The sequence below is a fragment of the Streptomyces sp. UF-297 genome (genome assembly GCF_058245575.1).
Window position 1 is genome coordinate 1 of sequence record NZ_JBSIBZ010000290.1, and the last position, 227, is coordinate 227.

A 227-nucleotide genomic window follows, 5' to 3' on the forward strand; every position below is an offset into this window, starting at 1 on the left:
GCGGTGTGCGCGGGGTTGGCTGGGCATCTGGGGGGTTCGCTGGGGGCGGTGATCCGTGGCGAGGGTGAGGTGTCCTGGCTGGGTGAGGGTCGTATTGACGAGACGGTGTGGGCGCAGTCCGGTCTGTTTGCGGTTGAGGTGGCGCTGTTTCGGCTGTTGGAGTCGTGGGGTGTGCGTCCGCAGGTGGTGGCGGGGCATTCGATCGGTGAGCTGGCGGCTGCGTATGT

At 67.4% G+C, this 227-nt stretch carries 1 protein-coding gene; it reads left to right on the forward strand.

The annotated features are described in order from the left end of the window. Positions 1–69: 69 nt before the first annotated feature. On the forward strand, positions 70–227 hold a 158-nt coding region (locus tag AC4IJH_RS43860), incomplete at its 3' end, for an acyltransferase domain-containing protein (protein ID WP_490857625.1).